This window comes from Salinispirillum sp. LH 10-3-1 (assembly GCF_030643825.1).
Classification (GTDB): Bacteria; Pseudomonadota; Gammaproteobacteria; order Pseudomonadales; family Natronospirillaceae; genus Salinispirillum.
Map to the genome: position 1 here is coordinate 2912666 of NZ_CP101717.1, position 24402 is coordinate 2937067.

25 protein-coding genes are annotated in these 24402 nt (G+C 54.9%); 11 read left to right on the plus strand and 14 right to left on the minus strand.

Going from position 1 to position 24402, the window contains the following annotated elements:
• Positions 1 to 19: 19 nt before the first annotated feature.
• From NFC81_RS13370 to NFC81_RS13380, 3 genes are all read right to left on the minus strand, one after another.
• A complete protein-coding gene (locus NFC81_RS13370) occupies positions 20 to 271 on the minus strand; it encodes a helix-turn-helix domain-containing protein (RefSeq protein ID WP_304994979.1) in 252 nt (83 codons plus the stop codon).
• Positions 272 to 474: 203 nt separating this feature from the next.
• Positions 475 to 909 carry a DUF1761 domain-containing protein gene (locus NFC81_RS13375; RefSeq protein WP_304994980.1) on the minus strand — a complete coding sequence of 145 codons (435 nt, stop codon included), beginning with the start codon at positions 907 to 909 and terminating at the stop codon, positions 475 to 477.
• Positions 910 to 958: 49 nt separating this feature from the next.
• Positions 959 to 1528 (minus strand): TetR/AcrR family transcriptional regulator, encoded by a 570-nt coding sequence (locus NFC81_RS13380; RefSeq protein ID WP_304994981.1) that lies wholly within the window; start codon positions 1526 to 1528, stop codon positions 959 to 961.
• Between the two features lie 119 nt (positions 1529 to 1647).
• Here NFC81_RS13380 and NFC81_RS13385 point away from each other — a divergent pair, with 119 nt between their 5' ends.
• Positions 1648 to 2013, plus strand: a complete 366-nt coding sequence (locus NFC81_RS13385; protein ID WP_304994982.1) for a DUF6463 family protein — start codon at positions 1648 to 1650, stop codon at positions 2011 to 2013.
• Here the strand turns inward: NFC81_RS13385 and orn are convergent.
• Positions 2004 to 2546, minus strand: coding sequence for an oligoribonuclease (gene orn / locus NFC81_RS13390; RefSeq protein WP_304994983.1), 543 nt, complete (start codon positions 2544 to 2546; stop codon positions 2004 to 2006). The genes NFC81_RS13385 and orn overlap by 10 nt on opposite strands.
• 156 nt (positions 2547 to 2702) lie before the next feature.
• On the opposite strand from orn, the gene pulA reads away from it, so the two are divergent.
• Positions 2703 to 6221: a pullulanase-type alpha-1,6-glucosidase gene (pulA, locus tag NFC81_RS13395; RefSeq protein ID WP_304994984.1), complete on the plus strand. Its 3519-nt coding sequence runs from the start codon at positions 2703 to 2705 to the stop codon at positions 6219 to 6221.
• On the opposite strand, the gene NFC81_RS13400 is transcribed toward pulA, so the two are convergent.
• Genes NFC81_RS13400 through NFC81_RS13410 form a run of 3 tightly spaced genes read right to left on the minus strand, consistent with a single transcriptional unit; the run spans position 6216 to position 8314 of the window.
• A complete protein-coding gene (locus tag NFC81_RS13400; protein WP_304994985.1) occupies positions 6216 to 6695 on the minus strand; it encodes a hypothetical protein in 480 nt (159 codons plus the stop codon). The genes pulA and NFC81_RS13400 overlap by 6 nt on opposite strands.
• A 16-nt stretch (positions 6696 to 6711) precedes the next feature.
• Positions 6712 to 7740: a small ribosomal subunit biogenesis GTPase RsgA gene (gene rsgA, locus NFC81_RS13405; protein ID WP_304994986.1), complete on the minus strand. Its 1029-nt coding sequence runs from the start codon at positions 7738 to 7740 to the stop codon at positions 6712 to 6714.
• On the minus strand, positions 7733 to 8314 hold the full coding sequence (locus NFC81_RS13410; RefSeq protein WP_304994987.1) for a GNAT family N-acetyltransferase: 582 nt from the start codon (positions 8312 to 8314) through the stop codon (positions 7733 to 7735). Before NFC81_RS13410 ends, rsgA begins: the two co-directional genes overlap by 8 nt.
• A 114-nt stretch (positions 8315 to 8428) precedes the next feature.
• On the opposite strand from NFC81_RS13410, the gene asd reads away from it, so the two are divergent.
• The gene (asd, locus tag NFC81_RS13415; protein ID WP_304994988.1) at positions 8429 to 9280 is read left to right on the plus strand and encodes an archaetidylserine decarboxylase; all 852 of its coding nucleotides are present in this window, start codon (positions 8429 to 8431) and stop codon (positions 9278 to 9280) included.
• A gap of 114 nt (positions 9281 to 9394) precedes the next feature.
• A complete protein-coding gene (locus tag NFC81_RS13420) occupies positions 9395 to 10021 on the plus strand; it encodes a ProQ/FINO family protein (RefSeq protein ID WP_304994989.1) in 627 nt (208 codons plus the stop codon).
• Between the two features lie 64 nt (positions 10022 to 10085).
• Here the strand turns inward: NFC81_RS13420 and epmA are convergent, their stop codons facing one another.
• Positions 10086 to 11030, minus strand: coding sequence for an EF-P lysine aminoacylase EpmA (epmA, locus tag NFC81_RS13425; protein ID WP_304994990.1), 945 nt, complete (start codon positions 11028 to 11030; stop codon positions 10086 to 10088).
• A 56-nt stretch (positions 11031 to 11086) separates the two neighbouring features.
• Positions 11087 to 11659, minus strand: coding sequence for an elongation factor P (gene efp, locus NFC81_RS13430; RefSeq protein WP_304994991.1), 573 nt, complete (start codon positions 11657 to 11659; stop codon positions 11087 to 11089).
• Between the two features lie 68 nt (positions 11660 to 11727).
• Between efp and epmB the strand changes: the two genes are divergently transcribed.
• The 3 genes from epmB (at position 11728) to NFC81_RS13445 (ending at position 16744) form a co-directional block, all read left to right on the plus strand.
• Complete coding sequence (gene epmB / locus NFC81_RS13435; protein WP_304994992.1) at positions 11728 to 12750, plus strand: EF-P beta-lysylation protein EpmB; 1023 nt, start codon at positions 11728 to 11730, stop codon at positions 12748 to 12750.
• Between the two features lie 105 nt (positions 12751 to 12855).
• Positions 12856 to 14586: a hypothetical protein gene (locus NFC81_RS13440; RefSeq protein ID WP_304994993.1), complete on the plus strand. Its 1731-nt coding sequence runs from the start codon at positions 12856 to 12858 to the stop codon at positions 14584 to 14586.
• Between the two features lie 91 nt (positions 14587 to 14677).
• Positions 14678 to 16744, plus strand: coding sequence for an EAL domain-containing protein (locus tag NFC81_RS13445; protein ID WP_304994994.1), 2067 nt, complete (start codon positions 14678 to 14680; stop codon positions 16742 to 16744).
• Positions 16745 to 16765: 21 nt separating this feature from the next.
• Here NFC81_RS13445 and serB read toward each other — a convergent pair whose 3' ends face one another.
• The gene (serB, locus tag NFC81_RS13450) at positions 16766 to 18022 is read right to left on the minus strand and encodes a phosphoserine phosphatase SerB (RefSeq protein WP_304994995.1); all 1257 of its coding nucleotides are present in this window, start codon (positions 18020 to 18022) and stop codon (positions 16766 to 16768) included.
• Position 18023: 1 nt separating this feature from the next.
• Positions 18024 to 18197 (minus strand): hypothetical protein, encoded by a 174-nt coding sequence (locus NFC81_RS13455; protein ID WP_304994996.1) that lies wholly within the window; start codon positions 18195 to 18197, stop codon positions 18024 to 18026.
• 135 nt (positions 18198 to 18332) lie between these two features.
• Here NFC81_RS13455 and NFC81_RS13460 point away from each other — a divergent pair, with 135 nt between their 5' ends.
• Genes NFC81_RS13460 through NFC81_RS13475 form a run of 4 tightly spaced genes read left to right on the plus strand, consistent with a single transcriptional unit; the run spans position 18333 to position 21798 of the window.
• Positions 18333 to 19655, plus strand: coding sequence for a hypothetical protein (locus tag NFC81_RS13460; RefSeq protein ID WP_304994997.1), 1323 nt, complete (start codon positions 18333 to 18335; stop codon positions 19653 to 19655).
• A complete protein-coding gene (locus tag NFC81_RS13465; protein WP_304994998.1) occupies positions 19655 to 20689 on the plus strand; it encodes an iron ABC transporter permease in 1035 nt (344 codons plus the stop codon). The genes NFC81_RS13460 and NFC81_RS13465 overlap by 1 nt, the downstream gene beginning before the upstream one ends.
• The gene (locus NFC81_RS13470; RefSeq protein WP_304994999.1) at positions 20671 to 21456 is read left to right on the plus strand and encodes a heme ABC transporter ATP-binding protein; all 786 of its coding nucleotides are present in this window, start codon (positions 20671 to 20673) and stop codon (positions 21454 to 21456) included. Before NFC81_RS13465 ends, NFC81_RS13470 begins: the two co-directional genes overlap by 19 nt.
• Before the next feature lie 18 nt (positions 21457 to 21474).
• Positions 21475 to 21798 carry a Rieske (2Fe-2S) protein gene (locus NFC81_RS13475; RefSeq protein WP_304995000.1) on the plus strand — a complete coding sequence of 108 codons (324 nt, stop codon included), beginning with the start codon at positions 21475 to 21477 and terminating at the stop codon, positions 21796 to 21798.
• On the opposite strand, the gene NFC81_RS13480 is transcribed toward NFC81_RS13475, so the two are convergent.
• The 3 genes from NFC81_RS13480 to NFC81_RS13490 all read right to left on the minus strand — a co-directional run bounded on the left by NFC81_RS13480 (position 21749) and on the right by NFC81_RS13490 (position 24256).
• Positions 21749 to 22246: a GNAT family N-acetyltransferase gene (locus NFC81_RS13480; protein ID WP_304995001.1), complete on the minus strand. Its 498-nt coding sequence runs from the start codon at positions 22244 to 22246 to the stop codon at positions 21749 to 21751. The two genes, NFC81_RS13475 and NFC81_RS13480, sit on opposite strands and share 50 nt — an antisense overlap.
• Positions 22247 to 22386: 140 nt before the next feature.
• Positions 22387 to 23544: a DUF418 domain-containing protein gene (locus NFC81_RS13485; protein WP_304995002.1), complete on the minus strand. Its 1158-nt coding sequence runs from the start codon at positions 23542 to 23544 to the stop codon at positions 22387 to 22389.
• A gap of 61 nt (positions 23545 to 23605) precedes the next feature.
• Positions 23606 to 24256 (minus strand): NAD-dependent epimerase/dehydratase family protein, encoded by a 651-nt coding sequence (locus tag NFC81_RS13490; protein WP_304995003.1) that lies wholly within the window; start codon positions 24254 to 24256, stop codon positions 23606 to 23608.
• Positions 24257 to 24402 lie beyond the last annotated feature (146 nt).

Genomic DNA, 24402 nt, shown 5'->3' on the forward strand with positions numbered 1-24402 from the left:
TTGTTTCTAACAGAGGCTATTAAAGCGCCTCATGGCTCTCGGGTGCAACATAAGCATCCCGCGCCTGTCGTACCTGATCATGATGTTCATCCGCCCACTTAATCAGATGTTGCAGCGGACTAAAAAACGACCGCCCTAACGGTGTCATGCTGTACTCCACGCGTGGCGGCACGGTGGGATAGACATGCCGACTCACCACGCCATCTTTTTCCAAGTGGCGTAACGTCTGAGCGTGCATGCGCGGCGATATATCCTCAATCTCGCGACGCAAGGCCTGAAACGCAGGGTACGTTTACCCACCCTAACCTCTCTTACCCTTACTGCACAGTAACCAAGTCACTTTTTGCTTCCTACTGCTGCGCACTCAAACAACCGGTATCATAAAGTAACTAGATTAATAGACGTAACTTAATCTACTGATAGGAAATACTATGTCTAGTCAATAGCCTCGTCATTAATGCGCTATAACTGCTGTTAGAGAATGAACGACACCACCGCACCCGTCACCATCAACCCTGCCACGGCATAGCCACCATCGACAGCCATTAGGGCCCATGGTTTTGTGCGGTCATCAAAGTTGTACACCGCTTTCTTGGCGTTCTCAACCAAGGCCACACCGATACCAAGTGCCAAACCCAGTACCATGCCATCCACCACACTGCTCCCGCCGAGCGCTTGGAATATCCACACCAGCACGGCAGCCGATAGCCAAGCACCGACCAGGGTCAATAGCATTTCTGCACCGGGAGACTTACCTTCAAATTCTTCGACACCGCGGCCGGTCGCCGACACCCACTGTTTCTGAAACAATGCCATATACCACAGGGCACCCAACATAAAGTTAGCCAACCCACCCACCAAAATGGCTATCAAGGTGCGCACACTCATATCCAACAACACGATGTTCATTTGTTTATCCTTTTTTTTAAAATTAAGATCGCCATGGGTTCACCACGCACTAGCGCAGCAAGTCCAACATAGCCTCACACCGACTCATCAGTTGTGTGTGCCATTCCATCATTGGCGCAGCACTGCTCAACCCGTGGAACAGGTACTGGAAGTAAAAGCCCATCCACGCTTGCGCCACCAAGCTGCGTTGTGCGTCTGAGCAATCGGGCAGTTCAACCGCCAGCCGATCAGCCACGGCAGCCAAGAAATCAGCCATCTGCGCGCCATAGTAGTCTTGTTCAAACAGCGCTTGTTGCAACAAGGCGACCGACAACGCCCGATCTTGATCGTAATAGGTATAGAGCAGTTGGGTGTATTGTTCAAAATAGGCCAACCCTGAACCGCGCTCGACCATGGACGCTGTCTGGTGCGCAAGCAGCTCATCCAACTCCTGCAGAAATAAAGCCTTGGTCAGTTCGTGCTTGTCTTTGAAGTGCGCAAACAGTGTCCCCGTGCTTACCCCAGCAGCGACTGAAATATCGCGGGTACTGACGTGGTCATAGCCGTGCTCGCGGAACAACTGTTGCGCTGCATGCAACAAACTCTGGCGGGTTGCTTGTTTCTTCTTATCTCGATTCATTCGGTCATTCTAGAGGCTTTTCTATACCACGCCCAGCCATCTTTAATAAAATTGAGCTTGCTCATTGAGCGCGCTCAATTTATGATGATCAAGAATTAAACAATCATAGAGGTGAAGAAATGACTGCACACCGTTATGCACAATGGCTACTGGCCATCGCTCTCACACACTTTTCTTTAGGGGTATTTATTTTTTGGTCGGAACTGGGCGAGATCGCCCGAGCGGGCGTGTTTGCCAGTCTCAATCCAGACAATCTAAACACCGCAGTGGCCTTTTGGTTTCTCATGTTCAGCTTGCCACTGCTCACGGTGAGCGCCGCACTGTGGCATAACCAGCAGGCTGTCGGGCAACCCGTCATTGTCATGAGCTTAGTGAGTGCCGGCATAGGCTGTGTGCTGATGCCGGCCAGCGGTTTTTGGACATTGCTTGTGCTGGCGCTGGTTGCACTGTGGCGCAACCGCTCACCGGCAATGGCTCACGCCTGAATGAAGTGTTCGCGGTAGTAGCGCAGCTCTTCAATGCTTTCACGGATGTCATCCAGCGCACGGTGCGAGTTGTGCTTTTTAAAGCCGTCGATGATGCCGGGCTTCCACCGTTTCGCCAGCTCTTTCAGCGTCGAGACGTCCAAGTTACGATAGTGCACAAAGGCTTCTAACTTTGGCATGTATTTCACCAAAAAACGGCGGTCTTGCCCAATGGTGTTACCCGCCAACGGTGACTTACCGGGGGTGACCCACTCCTGCAAAAAAGCCAACGTTTGCGCTTCCGCCTCGGCATCACTGATGGAGCTTTCTATCACCCGTTGCGTCAGTCCGGATTCGCCATGGTGTTTTACACACCACTCATCCATCGCATCGAGCAGGCTTTTGGGCTGATGGATCACCAGTTCAGGACCTTCGGCCAGAATGTTCAAATCGGCATCCGTCACTATAGTCGCGATCTCAATGATGCGCTCTTTCTCCGGATCAAGGCCTGTCATTTCAAGGTCTATCCAGACTAAGTTGGTATCTTTGTTCATGCTGCTCACGTTGTTGGTTCAATGGCCACAGTTTACGGGTTAGTCCTGCTGGCCGCCAGTCGCGCTCTTCAACCCTTGCGCAAATTCAGCCATGCAACCGTCATCGTAGTGCATTATGCTGGCAAGCGCTGTCAAAGAATAACAATGGAGCCAGGAATGACCCGTGTACGCCCTCTACTGATTTTACTGTCCCTACTGTTTGTCGTGCCTGCTTGGGCCAGTGACTTACCACGTATTGCAGGCCTGTATGAACCCTTCCCTAACGAAGCCGTGATCTATTACAACCGCGCCGACGGTGATTACGACGGCTGGGGCCTGCACTTGTGGGACGATGACAGCCGCTCACAAGTCGCTGGGGAATTATCGATCGGTGGTACTCTTTGGTCGGCCCCCCAACTGCCTTCTGGCATCTCCGATACCTACGGTGCCTATTACATCGTGGATATGAACACCACCGAGTGGTCGGATTTCATGTTCATCGTCCATAAAGGCGATGACAAAGACCTTGGCGGGCTCGATCACCATTTTTCCCGCGCCCGATTCGGCCAGGATGTCTTTACCTTTCAAGGGGTCAGCAATCTCTACTCCGAGGCCGTAGTGGCACCCCCCATTGAAATAGAAGGCGCCGCAGCACACTGGGTGGCACCCAATACCTTGGTGTTTGATGAGGGTGCCGCCGCCGAAGTACGATTATTCTATTCCCCCATCGCACGTTTGGAGGTAGACGAGGTCAGCCGAGTTATTCGTGGCGCGGCCGACAGCGTGACGCTGAGCTGGAAACCGATGCCGGAGGCCATCGCTCGCCAGTTTCCGCATCTGGCTGAGCGCAAGGCTTGGACAATGCCTAACCACATCAATGCCAAGCAATGGCTTAAAGGCCAATTGGTGGTCGGCACCTTCGATCTAGAGGGACGGTTAGAAAGCGCTACTCAAGTACAAACCCCTGGGGTAATCGACGCTCTGTACGCCAACCGCGCTGAACAAAAGACCTTAGGCGCATTGCCGTTCAATTCCGGGACGGTTTTCCAGCTGTGGGCACCCACCGCACAACGTGTTAGCCTGTACCTGTACGACGACGAATTGCAGCTGCTTGAGCGTTACCCCTTGCGCGAAGACCCCACCAGCGGCGTCTGGTCACATCTCAGTCGTGAAGCACCACACGGCACCTTCTATCGCTATGAGGTCACCACTTACCACCCGGATACGCGCCGGATTGAGACGTTTCGCGTTACCGATCCATACAGTCAGGGTCTCTCCACCAACAGCCTCTTTTCGCAAGTGGTGTATCTGGACCACCCAGACATCACCCCTGACGGTTGGGCAGACAATCGCACCGACCATGTAGTCGCGGTACCGGAAGACATCGTGTTGTACGAAGTGCAGGTTCGTGATTTCAGCGTGGCCGATCAACACGGAACGCCTGAATACAACGGCAAATATCTGGCCTTTACCGAGGCCGAACGAGCCAGCGTACAGCACCTGCAACGACTGCGCGACGCCGGGCTCACCCATGTTCACCTGATGCCGACCTTCGACATTGCCACCATCAATGAAGATGCGGCGCAGGTGGTGAACATCAATGACACCTTTGCACGCCTGTGTGACATCAACCCGGCAGCTGCCGCCAGTCCGTTCGCCGACTACTGCACCAGTGACCGCTTGATCATGGACATTCTGGGCGATTTTGATCCCAGTACGGCGGACGCCCAAGCGGTTATGCAGTTGATTCGCAACCACGACAGCTTTAACTGGGGCTACGACCCACTGCATTTCAATGCGCCGGAGGGCAGCTTTGCCACCGACCCGAATGGCATGACACGCATTCTTGAATTCCGCCAAATGGTGCAAGCGCTGCATGACATGGGTTTCAACGTCGTGGTTGACGTAGTGTACAACCACACCAATGCCGCTGGCTTGCACCCCAAATCGGTGCTCGACAAAGTGGTGCCAGGCTATTATCACCGGCGTAACCCGGACAGCGGCGCAGTAGAGACCTCGACCTGCTGTATGAACACCGCGACCGAGCATCGCCTGATGGAAAAACTGATGACGGACTCATTGGTGTTGTGGGCCGAGCATTACCACATCGACGCCTTCCGCTTTGATCTGATGGGCCACCACATGCGCGAAGAAGTGATGCGTTCGTTGGTCGCGGTGCGCAATGTGCGGCCACATGTGTATTTTTATGGCGAAGGCTGGGATTTTGGTGAAGTCGCCAATAATCAGCGCGGCGTTAACGCCACGCAATGGAACATGCCGGGCACAGGCATTGGCACCTTTTCAGACCGTCTGCGTGACGCCGTGCGTGGTGGCTCACCGTTCGACGAACAAGAAGGCTTACGCATCAGCCAAGGGTTCGGCAACGGGCTGTATTTTTACCCCAATGAGCTGCGCCCCGCCGACGACCATGCACGCCAAGAACTGCTGCACCTGACCGATTTGATCCGTCTAGGCATGGCCGCCAACCTGCAAAACTTCCAACTGGTAAACCATGAAGGCTTACTGTTGCGCGGTCGAGACTACGATTACCGCGGTGCGCCAGCGGGCTACGCGCTCGACCCGCAAGAAGTCATCAACTACGTCTCTAAGCACGACAACCAAACCCTGTGGGACAACAATCAATACCGCATTGCGCGTGGCGTCAGTACCGATGACCGAGTGCGTATGCAAGTGGTTGGCCTCAGCCTGCCGATGCTGAGTCAGGGCATTCCGTTTTTTCACGCTGGTTCCGATCTATTGCGTTCGAAGTCCATGGAACGCGACAGCTACGACAGTGGCGACTGGGTTAATCGCATTGACTGGACCGGTGCCACGCACAACTGGAACATCGGCCTGCCGTCCGAGGAAAAAGACGTGGCAAACTGGCCGTTGATTCAACAGATCATCACCGACCCCGATGCCGCGCCGACACCGGAGCACATTGCCCTAAGTGGTGAACTGTTCCGCGAGTTTATGCAGATTCGCCAAAGCAGCCCGCTGTTCCGCCTGCGTACCCAGCACGATGTGATGAGTCGAGTGGATTTCCGCAATACCGGCGCGAATCAGGTGCCCGGCTTGATCATCATGACGCTGCACGATGGTCAAGGCGTCACTGACTTAGACCCCGAACGTGACGCCATGATGGTGATCGTTAACGTCAGTCCGCACGCTCGCACGCTGCGCGCTCCAGGCTTCACAGTGCACCCGATACAGCAAAACAGCGCCGACACTCGGTTACACGACATCGCCCACGAAAACGATGCTTTCGTCATTCCGCCACTGTCTACTGTGGTGCTTGAACAACCACAGCAGGGCGCTCAGGGGCGCGGCATGCCGGTGGCGCGCAAGGACCCCAGCCTGATGCCGCCATTGGGTGGCACACGTCTGTACTTGCAAGGTTCGCTCACGGGAATGGACACCACGGCCGCCGAGCATGAGCTGCGCTTTATCGGTAATGGCCGCTATGAAATGACACTGCTAGTGCCGGAAGGTTTCCACCGCCTGCGCATTGGCGGCAGCAACGGCGTGCAGTTCGCTCGCACCGGTGGGCCACTGCAACTGGCAACCGACGAAGTGCTGAGCGAACGTGGCACGCTGATGGTGTTTCGGATGAGCGAAGACACTGAACTAAAGGTAGTCCTGGACCTGCAAGATGTTACTGCACCCGTGCTGCATTTAGCTGAGCATGGTTTATAACCTACGCAGCACCGACGGCTCGGCCGCGAACCGCGCCCGAGCCGCAAAGGCGTCGCGCCAGATTTTCACGTTCTGGGGGTCTTCGTGATTGCAGAACCCGAGCAGCGGGTGCTCCGTCTGGCAGCACCACGCTAGGCTGCGGTCAGCAAAGACGAAGTGCTCGGTAAACCCGTTACGCGCCCAGTAATCCTCGACTAACGTACGAAACTCGAAACGGCTGGGAATGCGTTGAATCAAGGGTAACCAGCGATGACCATCGGTGCGCCAATGCCGGATGTCGGCGATTTGCAGATGCACCCGCGCGTGCGGACTGCTGAGGGCAAACCGCTTAAGCGCGTCGATGACCTGCAAGTCATCAAACAATGTGCGTGGTAACGTTGAGGACGCGACAAAGACCTCATGGCGGGCTTCACCCAGCAGCTCAATCAGTGTGGTGCGCGCCGTTTCAAGATCGTCAAAACGCTGCACGGTCATGCCATCCTCCTCTTTTCTACTCGTAACGGCGATAGCCACTCACCTCAGCTAATGAGGCCAAAATGCTGTGATAGCTGTCCAATCGTCGCCCCATCACCGCCCCCTCATCAATTGCTGCTTGTATGGCACAACCGGGATCATCCTGGTGCTTACAATCGCGGAACTTACACAGACCATTGTAGGCGAACAAATCAGGGAAACCCTGCATAACCTGATCCGGCGGCACGTGCCACAACCCGAATTCACGAATGCCCGGCGAGTCGATCAAATCACCGCCTTGCGGCATGTGGTACAGCATGGCGGTGGTGGTGGTGTGCTTGCCTTTACCCGTGGCGTCGGAAATATCGCCAATCACAATGTCTTCGTCGCCCAGCAACTGGCGAATCAGCGATGACTTTCCAACCCCGGACTGCCCAACAAACACCGTGGTTTTCTCACGCAGCTCCGGCACTAAAGTTTCTTGTAAGGGCGCCAAAGCGCTCAACAACAGCGTGCGATAGCCCAGCGCTTCATATTCGGCCAAATACGTTCGGTAAGGATCGTCACGCGTTAGCAAGTCCGACTTATTCAACACCAATACCGGTTCAATGTTCGACAGTGCAGCGGCCACCAAATAACGATCCAACAGCGCCAACGGCGTTGCGGGCAGGCTGGAGAACACAATCATGATTTGATCAATATTAGCCGCGACCGGTCGCAATTGGCCGCGCATATCCGGCCGCACCAGCAGGCTTCGGCGGTCTTCACAGGCCACTACCACGCCGGTTTGCTCTTTACCCGCGCACCAGGTTACCCGATCACCGGTCACCAAGGCTGGTAAGTTGGCGCGTTGATAACAACGGTACACCAAGCCATCTGCGGGACATTCTATCGCCAGCGTCGCACCATAGTGAGCCTGCACCACACCGGCTTGCTCGGGCCCGACTGATCCCTCCTCCAACTGCTGCTCAGCCTGACTGGATTTACGCTCGGTGCGGCGCTGGCGCTCGCTCTGTGTATGACGAATGCGCGCTTGTTGCTGCTTGGTCAGTTTACGCTTAGCCATGCGAATGAGCATCCTGTTGCAGGCGCTGCCAGTCTTCGGCAATCAGTGAGGTCAATACATGGTCTTCCCATTGGCCATTAATTTTAAGGTAACGCTGTGCCAAGCCTTCACGCAAAAAACCTAGGCGCTCTAGCACCGCGGCACTGCGGTGATTACGCGGCATGTAGTTAGCGATCACCCGATGCAACTTAAGCTCGGTAAAAGCGTGGGTCAAAACTGCTTGCAGTGCTTCGTGCATGTAGCCCTGACCCTGCATGGTCTGGTCCAGTCCATAACCCAAATAGGTCGCCTGAAAGAAACCACGCGTAATGCCCGTCAATTGCACGGTGGCGACAATACGGGATTCTCCGGCCGGATGCACCATCCATGACAATGCCCGACCGTGTTCGGCCTCTGATTGCATGTGTCTTAAACGCTGTCGACAGTGGGACAACGAGTAATACTCGGCTTCACGCGCCGGCTCCCATGGCTGGAGGTAGCCTCGGTTCGCTAACACATACGCCTGCAGAGCTTCTGCGTGCTCCTCGCAGGCCCTCTGCAACCTGAGCCGTGGTGTGTTTAATTGCTCCGTCATGCGCTACCTTCTGCGTATTTGCCAATGGCCACAGCGTTCAATGCTGGCGTGCTACGCAATAAATAAGTACCCTTCTTCACCATCTTGATTCCAGTCTTTACAAGGACCCCGTTCATGTCGGACGCCCTGTTTGTCATTATGCAAAAGATTCTACCGCAACACGCCCTGAGTCGTCTTGTCGGAAAGGTCGCCCACAGTGAGCGGCGCTGGCTCGCGCAGCCGGTGATTCGCTGGTTTGCCCGGCGCTACGGGGTGAACATGGCGGAAGCCGCAAACCCTGACTTACAAAGTTACACCAGCTTTAATCATTTCTTTACCCGAGCGCTCAAGCCCGATGCGCGCCCATTTACCGCCAATGACCAAGTGTTGATCTGCCCGGTGGATGGCGCGGTCAGCCAGTCTCGCCCTATTGCCGCAGGCCGTATTTTTCAAGCCAAGGGGCACGACTACTCGACCCAGGCGCTGCTAGGACGTCATGCTGACCAGCCGACGGAATACGATAACGGTTTGTTCAGTACCATTTACTTGTCGCCTAAAGATTACCACCGTATCCACATGCCCTGCGATGGCACGCTGACGCGCATGACCTTCGTACCTGGCAAACTGTACAGTGTAAACCCCGCCACGACAGAGCGAGTAAACGGCTTGTTCGCGCTTAACGAGCGCGTGGTCTGCGAATTTGATACCGCGCACGGCAGCATCGCTGTGGTGCTCGTCGGTGCTATGATCGTCGCCAGCATCGCCACAACGTGGGCTGGCACGGTCGCCCCGCAGTCCGGCGACATCCGTACTTGGCACTATGGTGCAGATGCCCCCGTACTGAAGCAAGGTGACGAACTGGGCCGCTTTTTACTGGGTTCGACCATTGTCGTACTGACCACAGACCAAGCCTGGGATTGGCAGCCCAATATGCAGGCAGGCCACGCTGTGCGCTTGGGCCAAACCATGGCACAACGTAAAAACTGACCACGAAACCACCTATGTGCAGATAAAATCGACGCTAGTGCGGCCTGAACCCTTGAGTCTGGCGCACCGAATCGCTATGCTGCGCTCTGTTTGATTCCACCATACGAGTACGCTGTGACCGACCAAAAAACTGCTGAGGTAGCCGAGCCAACCGCACCCGCTGCCAGCGAAGAAGTACAAGCCCCTGTTGAGCAGGCGCCAAAAATTCACCCGAATCGGGCAGCGTTTGAATTGCTGGCGGAGCAATACCCTGAATTATTTAATTTGCGCGCCCCCAAACCGCTGCAAATCAATATTCATGTGAGCCTGGCGGAAGACGGTAAGTTTTCCAAAACAAAAATTCGCCGCGCGTTAAATTTCTACGTGCAACAGCTGTCGTACATCAAGGCCGTCGCGGCTGGTGGCGCACGCTATGGTTTAAAAGGTGAAGCCGGTGAGGTGAAGCCTGAAGACGCCGAACACGCTAAAACGCGGGTGGCAGAGATTGAAGAACGCCGCAAAGCTAAGCGCGATGCGCGGCGTAAAGCAGGACAGGCTGACGCCAAACCCCGTGCCAAGAAACCCCGCCCAGCCCAACCGGCGGATGGCAAGAAACCCGGTAAGCCTGCAGCGAAGAAGCCTGCTCCCGCGGATGCCAAGCCGGTAGCGCAAAAAGAACAGAAGCCGGAAACGCCAGAAGAAAAAGAAGCGCGTTTGAACGAGAAACTGGCTTCGCTGGCGAATCGCTTCGCACGGAACTGATGCAAACGGCCAGACCTCTGGCCGAAAACTTCGCGCATGCTCGTATGAAATATGTGCTGCGTTCCTACGCTCGATCGGTGGTAAAGCTGATCACCCGCCCAATATCGCCCTCCTGCAACAATACCATCATCAAACGATCAAAGCCCATGGCTACTCCGGCACAGCTCGGCAAGCCAGCGCGCATCGCTTGGTCCAGCCGTTCGTCCAGCGGACCAATGGCCTGACCGCTACGCTCACGCTGTCGCACATCCTGCTGAAAACGCTCTTGCTGCTCGTCAGCATCCAACAACTCGAAATAGCCGTTCGCCATTTCCATGCCTTGATAGAACGCCTCAAAGCGGCGTGCAATGCGCACACCTAGCGCGTCCGTCTCAATGCGCGCCAGCGCCGCCATACTCGGCGGCCAATCCGTGATAAACACCAACCTATCTGACGGCAAAGCGGGCTCCACAACCTGCGCCAACCACAAATCCAGCATTTCGTTACGCACCGCGCTGTGCCATGCCAAACGCGCTTGAGAACGGGCTTGCAAATCGCCCAACTCAATCGCATGCGGATCAAAGCCCGCATATTGCATGAAGGCCTCGCGATAACTTAAGGTTTGCCGTGGCAAGCTAGGAATTAACTCCGCCAATAGCGCATGAACTTCATCCATCATGGCGACTTCGTCAAAGCTTGGGCGATACCACTCCAACATGGTGAATTCGGGATTGTGCCGTCGGCCGGACTCACCGGCGCGAAAGACTTTGCACAGCTGAAAAATCGCCCCATAACCCGCCGCCAACAGGCGCTTCATGGGGAATTCAGGCGAGGTATTGAGGTAATACTGGCGGCCTAGCTGGCTGGCAACAATTGACTCGATGTTCGGGTCGCTGTTCATCGCACTGCTGAGCAGCGGTGTTTCGACTTCGAGCACCTCCCGCGCCGCAAAAAAAGCCCGCACTGCGGCCAAGGTGGCAGCGCGGGCTTTTAAGTGTTCGCGTGGCGCCGTAGGCTGCCAATCGCTCATAACAAACGCTCCTAGAAGACTGGAGGCCTAAAAACCACAGAGATGAAAAGGGGTTTTTACTGTTTCGCGCGCGAAACGTATTCACCAGAGCGGGTATCTACTTTAATTACTTCGCCATTATCAATGAACAAAGGCACCTTAACCACAGCGCCTGTGGTCAATTTGGCCGGCTTGGTGCCGCCAGTAGCGGTGTCACCACGCACACCTGGGTCGGTTTCTACAATTTGCAGATCGACAAAGTTCGGTGGCGCTGCCGTCAATACGGCATCGTTCCAGAGCGTCACCGTATAGCGCTCTTGCTCTTTTAACCAGTCTTTAACGTCACGAATGGCATCCGCGTTGGCGCCATACTGCTCATAGGAGCCATCGGTTTTCATGAAATGCCAAAACTCGCCATCGCTGTACATGTATTCCATGTCCAGATCGATGACGTCAGCGCCCTCAAGGCTTTCACCCGACTTGAACGTACGCTCCCAAACCCGACCTGTTTTTAGGTTCTTCAGCTTCACGCGGTTAAATGCCTGACCCTTACCGGGTTTAACGTATTCGTTCTCAATGATGCTGCAAGGGTCACCTTCCAACAATACTTTAAGACCGCCACGAAATTCGTTGGTAGAATAGCTTGCCATAGATCTTCCGTCCGTAAATAGCAGCGACCCCCGGCAGGGCAATCGATGCAGTGAGAATTCAGCCGCCTATGATAACCGGAAAACCCATTGCTGTGCAGTCAGTCCCGACAGAAAAAAATGACTGGCAGCACCAGCTTACGGAAATGATTCAAGACCTGTCCGCACTGCTCGACGCCTGTGGTTTAAGCGAACCGCCCGCTCCCCTGGCGAACATGCTGGCGGTTGGCTTTCCGGTGCGCACCACGCGCCACTTTGCCAGCTTGATCACGCCCGGCGATTGGCATGACCCCCTGTTGCAACAGATTCTGCCCTGGGCGACCGAACAAGTCGATGTTCCTGGCTTCAGTGCCGACCCATTGCAAGAGCGCGAGGCTTCTCCGCTGCCGGGACTGATTCATAAGTACCGTTCGCGCGTCTTACTCGTACCCACGGGTTCCTGTGCCATTCACTGCCGCTACTGCTTTCGCCGCCACTTCCCTTACGAAGGTCATCGCATGGGCGCTAAGGAGCGCGCCGCCATTCTCGACTACCTGAGCGCACATCCCGAGGTGAACGAAGTGATCTTCAGTGGCGGCGACCCGCTGATGCTGAATGATCGTAGCATGCAAAACTGGCTAACAAGTCTGGCTGGCATTTCCAGTCTGACCACTGTACGATTTCACAGTCGCTTACCCATTGTCTTACCGGATCGCCTGACACCGGAGTTCCAGAGGTTACTGACCAGCACGCGCTTGCAAACCGTGTTGGTGCTGCACAGCAACCATGCACAAGAGCTACCTGAAGTCTTGGCGCAACCGCTGAACGCATTGCGCGCCGCCGGTGTCATATTATTGAACCAAGCGGTTTTATTGCGTGGCGTAAACGACAATTTGATGACGCAAGCTGAGTTATCGCAACGCCTCATGCAGCTCGGTGTGCTGCCGTACTACCTGCACCAACTGGATTCCGTCAGTGGTGCAGCTCATTTTGCCGTTTCGGACAATGAGGCATTGTTATTGCATAATCAGATGAAAGAGCAGCTGGCGGGCTACTTGGTGCCTCGCTTGGTACAGGAAATACCTGACCGCCCCAGTAAGACCTGGCTGCCCTGACACCCTCTAAGGGTGTCAGGACTCAGTACAGAGCGTTGCCTGCGCCGCACTGAGTTCACTACTATCATTAGTCGAAATACTGACGCAGTTAGCACAGGACGATGGATGCCCGAGAAAACGACCGCCTATCTAAAGCCTGTCGAAGCCACACAGAAGTCGCTTTCATTCTGTGCAGCACGCGAACGGGACCTGACCGACTGGGTAGGCGAACTGCCCGTGGTCAACTTGGCGGAAACTGGCCGTCGGCTCTACGGTGCTCTGCGTGAGCTGAACCAGCTGAAAAGCAGCCCACAAGATCGCCTCGCCTTTCTGAACATACTCGCCCCCAGTGTTGAGTACGCTGCTGACGGTCTCTTTCGTCGCCACCTAGACAGTCTGTACAACCTTGATGACACCGAACGCAAGGTAGCCGGTTTGGCGCAAGCGCTGCATGTGGAGCTCGCCACCGGCTACAAGTCCGTTGCACTCGACGCAGGCACAACTTGGGCGCTGTCGCGCAAAGAAACCGTAGCGCGCGCCCTGCACCATTGCACCTGGGCCCTGCTCCCCAATTTGAAGCGCGCCCTGAGCCTTTACCTGCCCGCCCCTACAGGCCTCTGGGGTGAGTTGCATCAGCTCTACCGAGTGGCGCGCAAAGCTGAAACAGCCCGCACAGAATTTCCGTGGCAAGACAAAGCCAGCACCCTTGAACAAGGTTATTTTGCTGCCCTGCTGCTGAGCACCTCCCAGACGTTCCAGTTGCAGAAACACGAACTCGACCCCTTGTTTCGTGCCTGCGTCACTTGGAGTCGTTTCATCAAGCTGGCGCGTGCACCCGATGGCGTTTATCTGATCGAGCCAAACAGTGACTCAGCGCCACAATACATCACCGAATACACCACGCTGCTGCCGGATTCCCTGTGCCTCGATACTCGGGCGCTGGTGAGGGCAATCAAAGAAAAACGCGAGCAATTACCGGCCGTACATGGCTTCTCCGACCGCTTGGCTGACCATCTTGCCTTGGCGTGGGATCGCGCACAACCGCGCCGCTTCCGCCGCCAAGAGGCCGAAGGGAGAATTGGCGTCACCGTGGGTTTATCCGCCGTGCACAAATTGCTCAGTGGTGGCCAGACATTCGAATCCTATGTGCGGCAATACCGTGACACTAAATTGGTTGACGACCCGGAACAGCGCTTTGCGGCTCGCGCTACACGCACAGAATTGGCTAATCGCGATGTCTGGGAAGATTCATTCGATGCGGGCCTGAATGCTATACCCACCATTCAAATGGACACCGCGAAACTCGAGGAGGAGTTTGTTGATGTCTCCCCTGTCACCGAATATGGCGCAGTATTGCGCGACAAAAGCCCGCGCGGCTACTGTTTGCAGTGGCCGGGTGAAACACCGAATAACTTGGTGACGGGCGAGCTTATCGCTGTGCGCGACGAACGGTCAAAACATCGCACCATCGGCTTAATTCGCTGGGTTCGCAAGGCACCAGGCGAAGGCCTCTTGATTGGTGTAGAGCTGCTTTCCCCCAATGCGCAAGCCTGTGCTGTGCGTGTGCTCAATAAAACCGGGAAACACAGTGATTTTTTGCGCTCCATCGCACTTCCGGAAATCAAAGCCATCGCGCAGCCAGAATCCGTTATAATACCGCGCCTTGCTATTAAGGTCGGACAAAAGGCTCAATTGTACCGGCAAGGCAAAGAACATGCGTATCGGCTCACCCAGAAGATCACCGAGACCAGTGCTGTTGGTCAGTTCTCCATCGTGCCGATACAGAACAATTTGGACAAAGCCGCCGAACCCAAGAAAACCGAATGGACAGAAGACCCTCTGTGGCGTGCGTTCTGATCAGTTCTCAGTACAACCTAAAAGTCAGAACAATTGATCGATCGATTAACAAACTCAACAGCGAAGCAACAACAAGGCAACCAGAATTCACATGAGTGCAGAAGAATCCAACAGTATTAACCTGATTATGTTGCACCGCACGCAGAATGAAGCAGAACCCCTGCTCAGTGCGCTGCGCAACCACGGTCAGGCGGCGCGCAGCCATTTTGTAGCGTCCGCTGCTGAGTTGGAAAAAGTCACCCATGAACAGGTGTTTGATGTTGCCTGTGTGCACCTGGCCGCCGACACCGTTGACCCTACGACGGCTGTTTCCATCATTCGCGACAGTGGCAAAGACCTCCCCGTCATTGGACTGACGGACGGCTACACGCCAGAGCAAATGGCTCGCGGCCTGACCATGGGGCTTGAGGATGTGGTCGATACCAATCAAACCGAACATCTACTGCATGCGATCAAACGGGCTTTCAGTCAACTTTCAATACGGCGCCAAAAGCGCAGCCTTGAGCACATGTTGACGGAATCGGAGCGCCGCTGCCAATTGCTGTTGAATGGATCGAAAGACGCTATCGCGTACGTCCATGAAGGTATGCATATTTACGCCAACGACACTTACCGCGAGCTTTTTGGTTACGATGACATGGAAGAACTGTCGTGCATGCCCTTGGTTGATTTGGTCAGCACTACACCGCCCGACGCCCTGAAAAGCCAACTTAAAAAAGTATCTACTGGCAAGACAATACGGCTCGACGTAGAAGGTGAGCACGAGAGTGGCGAGCGCTTCAAGGCCCGCCTATCGGTAAGCCCTGCCAGTTACGAAGGCGAACCTTGCATACAGATCACCATCAGCAAAGAGCATGCAAATAACGAAGAGTTGCAAGCCCGCGTGCGCGAACTGGCCAGCCTTGATGCCCAAACCCAACTGTACAATCGAGCCTACTTCGATGAAGCCATGGCCGACGTCATCAATGAGGTGCGCCGCACACACAGCAAGCGCAGCCTAGCCTTCCTGCAGGTGGTCGGTTTAGCAGAGCATAAACAGGCACTGGGTATCGCAGGCACCGACCTACTACTTTCTTACGTCGCTGACACTCTACGTAAAGCGTTTCCCGATACGGAACTGATGGCGCGCTTCTCCGATGACGCCTTCACCATCGTCTGCCCTACGGATCATGACAGTGCACAACAGAAGACAGAGCGCTTCCTAAAGGCCGTTGCCAACCACCTTTTTGAAGTCGACGGCCAAACCGTGCAGGTTAAACTGCATGCTGGCATCAGCCCGATCACCGAAACCACCAGCTCCGACACCGAATCCATCACTCAGGCACACGAAGCCTGCATGCGTGCCATTAAAGAAAGCAAATTAGTGATCGTCTATCGCCCAGGCGACAAAGAATTAGCCGAAAATACCATGGCATCGCAACTGCGCTCGGCACTGGAAAGCAACAAGCTACGCATCCTGTTTCAGCCACTGATGAATTTGCGCCAAAGCAGCGAAGAGAACTACGAAGTGCTGGTGCGCATCATCGGAGACGATGAGAAACTTTTGGCCCCGCATGAATTTCTGGAAGCGGCCAACGTGGCAGACTTGGCGTGCCACCTCGACCGCTGGGTATTCCGTAAAACCGTGATCGAGCTGGCGCGACATCGCCGTGGCAAGGGCGCTTCAACGCGTGCCTTCGTGCACTTAACGGCCGCCACCGTGCAAGATTCCACCTTCTTACCATGGGCCAATAAAACCCTGCGCGAAGCCAAACTGCCGGGCGACTCCATCGTCTTCCAAGTCTCAGAGCACCTGGCGCACAGCTATCTGAAGCAATTGAAGTCATTCAGCAAAGGCTTGAGTGTACTGCACACCAAGTTGGCGGTGGGACGCTTTGGGCATCCCGAAAAAGGAGAATTACTGCTGCGGCATGTCAACGTTGACTTCATTAAAGTCGACCCGAGCTTTGTAAGAGAGTTGGATAACGCTGACAATCTGAACAAATTGACGGAATTGGTGAGTTACATCCACCAACATGAAGTTGCGTCTATCGTGCCACACATTGAAAGTGCGGCCATTTTGGCGAGTTTGTGGCAGGCTGGCGTGCATTACGTGCAAGGGCATTATTTGCAACAGCCGGCGAGCAGTATGGATTTTCAGTTTGAAGAAGACGAGTAAACAGTGAGGGCGAATGACGCCCTACAAACTGTCGATTTGATGCTGGTCTTTAAACCCCAACAAATACAAAATGCCATCTAAACCAATGGTACTCAACGCCTGCTTGGCGTTTTGCTGCACGATGGGTTTGGCACGGAACGCAATGCCCAAGCCTGCCGTGCTCAACATCGGTAAATCGTTCGCACCGTCGCCTACCGCAATGACCTGCTCCAATGAAATGTTCATATCGGCAGCGATCTGCTTCAGCAGTTCCGCTTTGCGCGCACCGTCCACAATGGGTTCAATTACCCGCCCCGTCAGCTCATCGTTCTCATCGAATTCCAAGGTATTGGCGTGTACGTAATCGATACCCAGTTTGTCCTGCAAATACTCACCAAAATAGGTGAAGCCGCCGGACAGAATAGCTGTGCGATACCCAAGGGTTTTAACGTGTCGAATCAGACGCTCGGCACCTTCGGTCACCGGCAACTGCGCTGCAACTTCCGCCAGTACCGACTTCTTCAGACCTCTCAACAGCGCCATACGACGACGGAAACTTTCCTGGAAGTCCAGCTCACCACGCATCGCCGCTTCGGTAATTTCAGCCACCTGATCACCGACACCGGCGGCTTTCGCCAGCTCATCAATGACTTCCGCTTCGATCAATGTGGAGTCCATATCAAAGCAGATCAAACGGCGGTTACGGCGGTACAGGGTATCTTCCTGAAAGGCGATATCAACGTCCAACTCACCGGCCACCTGCAAAAAGCGCGCGCGCATAGCGTCGGCATCCACCGGCTTACCGCGCAGCGAAATCTCGACACAGGCGCGGCTGTTTTCCGGCGCTTTCCCCAGGGGAACACGGCCAGACAAACGGACGATGTCATCGATGTTTAATTCTTGTTCGGCCACCACTTCGGCCATGCGCGCAAAGTGCGCTGCGGTGATCTTGCGCGCCAGCAAGGTAACGGTGTAGCGCTCCTTGCCTTGGCCGCTGACCCAGTGCTCGTATTCTTCCGCACTGACCGGTGTAAACTGCACCCCAACACCCATTTCATGAGCCTTGTAGAGCAGATCTTTCAGCACCGTACTCGCCATGCCTTCACCAGGCAACTCAATGAGCATGCCCAGATTCAATTGGTCGTGAATGACCGACTGCCCGATATCCAGAATGGAGATATTGTGTTGTGCCAATAAATTGGAAAAGGCCAGAGTCAGACCACGGCGGTCTTCACCCGACACCTTCACCAGAATGACTTCAGACGCCTTCTTGTAAACAGCGGGTGAGGTGTCGGCCATCTTATTTCAGGCTTTCAATAGTGCTTTTTACGCTGGCCGCCAACGCACGCAACTCAGCGACCGTGTCATCCACTTCATGGGTCGACATGGCACGAGGCGCATCAGAGCTGATACGAAACAACGCGTTTTCAATACGGTTCAGTTGCTCAAGGGCCTGATCAATCTTCTCGCTCATGGTGCATTCCTCAGATAATGAAAAGGTGGTGACGACTGCCTGCACAGGGTAGACTAGTGGCCGTCTAAATTGGCGGCTATTGTAGCGTCAATCATTCCAGAATACAGCCATCTGCCCGGATCTCTGACACGCATTATGTGGAAATTATTAGAGCGCCTCGTTCGCTCGCCCAACATTATTGTCGTCGCATTGTGCGTTCTGTTTCTGACCGTGCTCAGTGCCACCATAGTGGTTTGGCCCAACCAGCAACTGCTGGCCAATTCCTGGCACCAGCAAGGCGAGCTGTTGGCTCGCGAATACGGCCATCGCGCCGCAGGCCTGCTGACCATCGACGACCGCATCAGCTTAACAGTAGAAGCACGACGTTGGACGCGGGAGCCCCTGATCACCGGCCTTGAGATATTGGACCCTGCAGGTCGCACCATCACCGACGCCGGTAGCGTCACCGGCGACGACCACCGCAGCTTCAGCAGCCCACTGTATTACGAAGAGCAACTGCTCGGCACCCTAACGCTATGGCAGGACGACAGCAACCTGCGTGCGGCTCGTTTGCGCGGTACATTGTTGATCGCATTGACCCTGATCGTCTTCGGCGGCCTGTCTGCTGGCATGATGCACCTTTACTTGCGCCGCCAAGGACACGACAGCCAGACCGTCCAGGCCTTGCTGCTGGCCCATTTCCCTGAATTGCACGCACCCGCCACACTGGAACCACAAGCGCGACTGAATCACTTACTGCGCCAGCTCGGCCGCTCGCACGGTGATGCTTTGGACTTGTTATCGGCGCTGCGCCGCCGCCTGCCGGAACATCAAATCAGCGAAATTATTTCCAATTTTCGCGCCAGCGACTTGCCCGGAGCGCAAACCGTTGGGGCGCTGATCAAAATTGAACTGGTTAATCTGGACGCACTGGAAAAGAAACTGCCGCCCGATGCGGTCAAACGTCTGATGGACTTTATTCAGCAACGCTGCGACGAAGTCATGCGCTTATATCAAGGCGAACCAACGCAAGACCCATGGCGCTTTCTGGTACAAAACGACATTGAGGATGGTGACTTCGTGCAGCGCGCGCTCTGTGCCAGCTATGTATTGGATCAATTGCTCAACAACATGGAAGGCTGGACCGCCCGCCCACGTCCGGAGTTCAGCGTGTCGGTCATGGCTGGCCCCATGTACGCAGGCATTCAAAACAGTCGCGGCCTGCCAGTCCTAACGATCTTCGGCCAAATCCTGAAACAGCTGGATGCGCTCAGTAGCCATAACCAAGGCGCGCAGATCCTCATTGGCGAGCCGGTGTTTCAGTACGCGCCGCTGGGCGAAATCGTCGATGCCGAAATCTACCGTGACATCGCCCTACCGGATACCCAGACGCTGGAGGTCTGGCGTTTGCTCGGCTTCACCGAAAACTGGCAACGCGTGCTTGACCGGCAGGTGGACTCATTGCAGGACCGCGTCTGATGGCGCGGCGCTCGCCTTGGCTGGTGTATCTTGGCTTGAGCCTGGCTCTGGCCGCCTTGGCTTTGTGGAGCCTGCGTTCTGGTACCCTGCCCATTAGCCTGACTGATATTCTGCGCGCCCTGGTGCGTCCCGACGAACCCCATAACCCGCTGCTCAACACCGTTATTTGGGATATCCGCGCTCCACGCCTCGCCATGGCGGCGCTGATAGGTGCCGGCTTGGCATTAGCGGGCGCTACGTTACAAGCACTGTTTCGCAACCCACTGGCCGAACCCACGATCCTCGGCATCACCTCCGGCGCCACCGCCTTTGCACTGGGCACCATGATATTGCTGCCCAGCTTGTTCGCGCTCTTACAAGCCAGCCTGGGCCTCGCCACCATTCCTCTGCTCGCCAGTTTAGGAGCAGCCGCCACCCTGAGCCTGATGCTACTGCTCGCCCGCCAGCATGGCTTTGACCCCAACCGCGTCATTCTGATCGGCATCGCCATCAACGTCTTCGCTGGCGCGGTCATCAGCATCTGTGCGTATGTAGCGACCGACCAACAGCTGCGCGTGTTGTCGTTCTGGAGTTTGGGGTCGCTGTCGGCTGCAACCTGGAACAAAGTACCGATCCTGGTCATCGCCATGGTCATCGGTGGCGCCATCATCATTCGCCATGCTCGTTTTCTTAACGCGTTACTGCTCGGCGAGTCCGAAGCCTATCACCTGGGCTTTCCAGTACGCCGTGCCAAACAACTGTGCCTGCTGGGCGTCACGCTGATCAGCGGTTCGGCCGTTGCCTTCACCGGCATGATCGGCTTTGTTGGCTTGGTGATGCCGCACATCATGCGCCTGCTGTTTGGCCCCAACCATAAACACTTGCTGTGGTATGCCGCCGCGGGTGGCGCGGGCTTATTGATGTTCGCAGACACTCTAGCGCGCACTGTGATAGCACCTATTGAGCTGCCCGTGGGTATCCTTACCGCCATGATCGGCGGCCCTTTCTTTGTCTTGTTACTGGTGTATTCTCGCTTATGGCATCCCACCTCCTAACCGTTGACCAACTGTGCTTTCAGCGCGGCGGTCGGCCGTTGTTGGATCATATCGACCTTACCCTTTCGGCGGGTGAGGCGGTGGCCTTGGTGGGCATGAACGGCGCAGGCAAGTCGACCCTATTGCGCTGCATCACGGGTGAATGGGCACAGGCCAGCGGGCGAGTACTGGTTAAGGAGCGTGAGCTAACGCGCTACCCGTCGGCAGACCGTGCCCAATGGCTCGGCGTATTACCACAAAGCTCGCCACTGAACTTTCCGTTTGAAGTGCATGAAGTCATCGCCCTAGGTCGTTACCCCCATCGCACCGGCATACAACGCGACCGCGCCATTTTAGCCGCCGCTGCCGATGCTTGCGACGTCACCCACTTGCTGGGCAAACCTTACACCGCGTGCTCAGGGGGCGAACAACAACGCATTCAACTGGCACGGGTACTGGCACAGATATGGGAACCGGTGGACGGCCGTGAGCGCATATTACTACTGGATGAGCCGGTAAGCGGCCTCGACCTGGCCCATCAGCACGCCCTGTTTCGGCAGATGGCTCCGCTGCAACAACAGGGTGTTGGTGTGATTTTCGTAGTACACGACCTAAACCTCGCCGCACGCTACGCCGACCGCATTGCGCTGTTGGATGAAGGCCGCTTGATTTGTACCGACACCCCCGCAGCGGTGCTGACCGAGGCCCGTGTGCGTGAGCATTTTCATCTGGATGTTGACATCATTCCTCACCCCACTTTAGGCTGCCCAACGTTAATCAGCCGTTGATAAAGAAGGTTCTACTGCATGGCGTACAAACTGTGTCATTTCAATGACATCCCCGAAGGGGACTCCAAGGGTTTTACGGTTAACGGTTTGGCATTATTTGCCGTAAAGAAAGATGCCGAGCTCTACCTGTACAAGAACGAATGCCCGCACTTAGGCGTGAATTTGGAGTTTCAAGACGACCAGTTTCTGGACCTAGACGCCGAACTCATTCAATGTTCGATGCACGGTGCGTTGTTCAACATCACCGATGGCATGTGCATTTCGGGGCCTTGTCAGGGCGATGAACTGACCCCTATTCCATGGAAGATGGATGATGGGTATGTGTATTTGACGATGGTGTGAGCGTCCTCTTCGTTAATTGCTTTGTGAAGCGAACTTGCCCGTCTTCTTGAATGCCATCATCTACCCACCCTAAATGACGGTAAAACCCGTTGGCTCTGACTGATAGGTCGGCATCGGTCAGCAGCCATACGTCCGCACAGCCTTCCGCTTGCAACCATTGCTCGGCTTCAATCATCAATAATCGACCAATACCCTTGCCTTCATGGCTGGCGCGCACAAACATGGCGAACACCGTGGCTTCGCTGGCATCTGCCATCGCAAACGCCACTACGTCGCCGTTATCCACCGCTACCCAACCCCGACCACTGCCGGTGAGCATGTCTGGCAGAGACTCCGGCGTAATACCGCGTTCCGCCAGTTGTTCATACGACAGGTGGTTCTCACGCACACTGGTGCGCACCTCAAACATCGCTGTTACATCACTCGCCGTGGCGATTCTAATTTCCATTGACTCTTCCGATGGTAAGTGGGAACGCAGTGACAGGTGGTGGGTTGTCAGTCATAAAAGGTTCCTCACCCACTGCGAGCGCCGCTTGAGAGCACGGTGGTCGCAGTGCTTTTGACTGCCAAACTGGCGGGATTGTATGATTAACTCTCGACTTGGCGAAAACGGCGGTACGCTAAATACCGCCACCCTTTCTCCAGCGGCCCCTGCCCATACTTTTGCTGCCAAAAGTTAGCGAACCACAGTTGCAAAACAGTTAACGCAACAACCAAACTCAGCAGCTCAGGTCGGCCGAGCTGCCCCCAATACTGAGGCACCAACCAAACAAAAATCAGATATGTCAAAACGCTCTGAGAAATGTACAGCGTAAACGCCATCTTCCCGGCATTTTTCAGCAGACGAACCAACACATTGCCGCTGGTAGCCGCCAGCACCAACAAAGAACAATACCCGATGGCAGACAACAAACCCGTCAGCATCATCAATAACATCGTGGCGAAACCGACGTCCGAACTGTAACCGATCTCCGCGCGCAATTGCTGAACCCACCAACCCAGCACTAAACCCAACACTAAACTGGCCAAGCCCCAAGGTATGAAACGGCTCTGATGGAAGAAACCTTTCTTATAAAGCAGAATGCCGATCAGCATCAAACCCGTGTTGTGCCAAAGGGCAGCTGCCGGTATGAATAGCAAGAACTGACCAAACTCAACGGCTTGAGCTATCAACCGGTCAGGGTAACTCGTCCACGTCTGCTGTAACGCCGACAAGGCTTCAGGGCTCAACGGCACCTCGGACATGACCATCGGCACGCCCTTAAAAAATACTGCCGCAACCAATGAAAGCATCAGCAATTGGCCCAAGACCAAAAACAACAGCGCTAGACCAAACTGCTTTTTGTTGCTCATACCCAGCAGCCAAACCAATAGAAAGCCGCAGCATGCATAGAGCGTTAAAATATCGCCAACGAAGACCAAAAACCCGTGCAACAGCCCGAACAACAACAGCCAGCGTAACCTTGAAAACAGCCGAGCACGCGCCGGAAGATCTTTTGCTAAAGCACTTTGATACTGAATATACAGCCCCACACCAAACAACAGGCTGAACATCGACATGAACCGGCTCTCAAATACCATGCTCTGCATTTGATACAGCGGCATTTCTAAAGCAGACAGGCCCTCTCGCCAAAAGGGGCTGTAATAGGCTTCTATCGGCGTTGCCATCGCCATAATATTCATGAAAAGAATACCTAAAATGGCAACACCACGAATTAAATCCAAACTCTCTATGCGCTCCGACATTACGCTCTCCCTATTCGAATTTTAAGTATCATACGCCAGTACCATGGCGTAAATCCCTGAATCAGCTAAACAACGACTTGCCTTCCAAAATGACTCTACCCTCGCCGGCCGGCTTAACCGCACAGGCCACCAGCTTTTGCGCCAGTTGCTTGGCTTCAATAGGGCGAATACTGGCGGGCATGATCGGTGCGATGGGCCCGAAAAGCTTTTGGCTGATGTGTTCCATTGGCCGCTGTGCATGTGGCCCCAACAACAAAGATGGTCGCAGAATGTACAAGCTGCGTATTGGCAACTCATAGAGCGCATCTTCCAACGCACCTTTTACCCGGTTATAAAACACTTTGGATTGCGCATTCGCGCCCACCGCAGAAATTAAACACACCCGCAGGGTGCCGCGCTCCACCGCCCAGCGCGCCAACGCTAAGGGATAGTCGTAATCAATTTCTTGAAAGCGTGCCTGGCTACCCGCCTGTTTGATGGTGGTGCCAAAGGCAATACACAGCACGTCCGGGGCTTCATCCACTTGACTGTTGAACACCGAAAAATCCGTAAAATCCGTCGCAATAAATTCACTGTTACTCGGTGCTTGTTCCGGTAAACGACGACCGGGCAGCAATACTTTATCGAATTGCTCAGCTAAAAGAGGTAAAGCCGCAGACCCCACAAGGCCAGTAGCGCCCATCAACATCGCGCTTGGTATTTTGGTGCTCATATCGCCTTTCCTCTAGGAACGCTCACAGTTTCTTCAATAACCCTTTGTTCCGCATAATATGCTGATAGTCCCACTGAATTTCTGGTGCTTTCGAAAGCATCGTATCACGTCGGCTTAGTTAACCTCAGCAACGCCATTGTAGAACA